This window comes from Vibrio sp. YT-15 (assembly GCF_033337445.1).
Taxonomy (GTDB): domain Bacteria; phylum Pseudomonadota; class Gammaproteobacteria; order Enterobacterales; family Vibrionaceae; genus Vibrio; species Vibrio alginolyticus.
This window is the reverse complement of record NZ_JAWOQR010000102.1, coordinates 1-1,258: the sequence shown is the minus strand read 5'-3', so window position 1 is coordinate 1,258 and position 1,258 is coordinate 1. Positions and strand designations below refer to the sequence as shown.

Below are 1,258 nucleotides of genomic sequence, written 5' to 3'. Positions count from 1 at the left end.
CCATTATGGCGTTGCTGATCTCTCCAATGATTGTGCCTGTGATTATTTCTGCCGCTGCGATGTATTTTTTCTACACTCGGTTGGATTTATCTCAGACGTATTTTGGCATTATCTTAGCGCATGCCGCGCTAGGTACGCCTTTTGTTGTGATCACTGTGAGCGCGACGCTGAGTGGTTTTGATCAAAGCCTCGTCAAAGCGGCGGCCAGTTTGGGCGCAAATCCGGTTTATACCTTTAGGCATGTGACTTTTCCGTTGATCCGTCCCGGTATGATTTCCGGTGGATTGTTTGCGTTTGGCACGTCGTTTGATGAAGTGGTCGTGGCGTTGTTTTTAACGGGCGCAGAACAAAAAACCGTCCCAAGGCAGATGTGGTCAGGGATCCGAGAACAAATCAGCCCGACAATTTTGGCTGTTGCGACCTTGCTGATTTTTATGTCCGTGTGTTTGCTCGTGACGTTGGAGATCTTACGCAGACGCAATGTCCGTATTCGTGGGATTCAAGAATAAATAAGCCTTTTCGGTTGCTCAGAGCTTTCTCGTCCAGGAATTACTCACCATTTTGACCGAACGCGCCTCCTTGTGGGCGCTTTTTTACGTCTGCGGCTCGATAGGGGGGCTATTTGATTTGTTGAATTTCTATTCCCGCTTGCTCAAAACGGGCGAATACAGGCCTGTGATGCTGCTGATACCAGCTCGCTGGCATGTTAGGTTTAAGCTGTAGCTTCTCCTGTTTGCTGATCACCACATAGTGCAAAAACGCGTTAAGCGTAGCCGTCATTACATCAAACGTCATCTCTCCATCTTTACTGATGGCTTTGAGCAAACCAACCACGGTTTCTTCAGGAACTAAAGGCTCAATAACCGCCTGTTTACGAGTTTTAAGGCTGATAGAGGCTGGCAACACATCACGGACGGTTTCCCAACAAACCTTGTTGTTTTTATTTACTAAATTGTTTTTATAACAGTAGTAACTGAATAAAAAACGGGACACGTTTTGCCAGCGTTGCGTCTGGATTTCTAACCACAAGTGCTGAAGTTCGATATCGGCATCGGTCATAGATTTCATTCTAAATATGTTGGGAGAGCGATAGTGTAGCTTGGTTTTTTCATAACGCCAAAATCCTTCGTTGTGGCGTCTTTAAGTGCTAGTTCATCAAAGTCTATTGAGCAAATCGATTTTAATAAAGTTCGTAGTGTGGCGAATTGGGTACTAAAAAGTGATACCGCTAAATTTGTTTGTTAATGAATTGTTTATT

The 1,258-nt window shown here is 44.8% G+C and carries 2 protein-coding genes; one reads left to right on the top strand and one right to left on the bottom strand.

Annotated features, from left to right (window positions below):
• Positions 1 to 509, top strand: a 509-nt coding sequence (locus tag R7D93_RS25575; protein ID WP_318129591.1) for an ABC transporter permease, incomplete at its 5' end; no start/stop codon positions are given.
• Between the two features lie 109 nt (positions 510 to 618).
• On the opposite strand, the gene R7D93_RS25570 is transcribed toward R7D93_RS25575, so the two are convergent.
• Complete coding sequence (locus tag R7D93_RS25570; protein ID WP_180798668.1) at positions 619 to 1,059, bottom strand: hypothetical protein; 441 nt, start codon at positions 1,057 to 1,059, stop codon at positions 619 to 621.
• Positions 1,060 to 1,258: the final 199 nt, after the last annotated feature.

Coding starts and splice junctions, on each gene's coding strand:
- R7D93_RS25570 (WP_180798668.1), bottom strand. CDS start 1,059: ATGACCGATGCCGATATCGAACTTCAGCACTTGTGGTTAGAAATCCAG.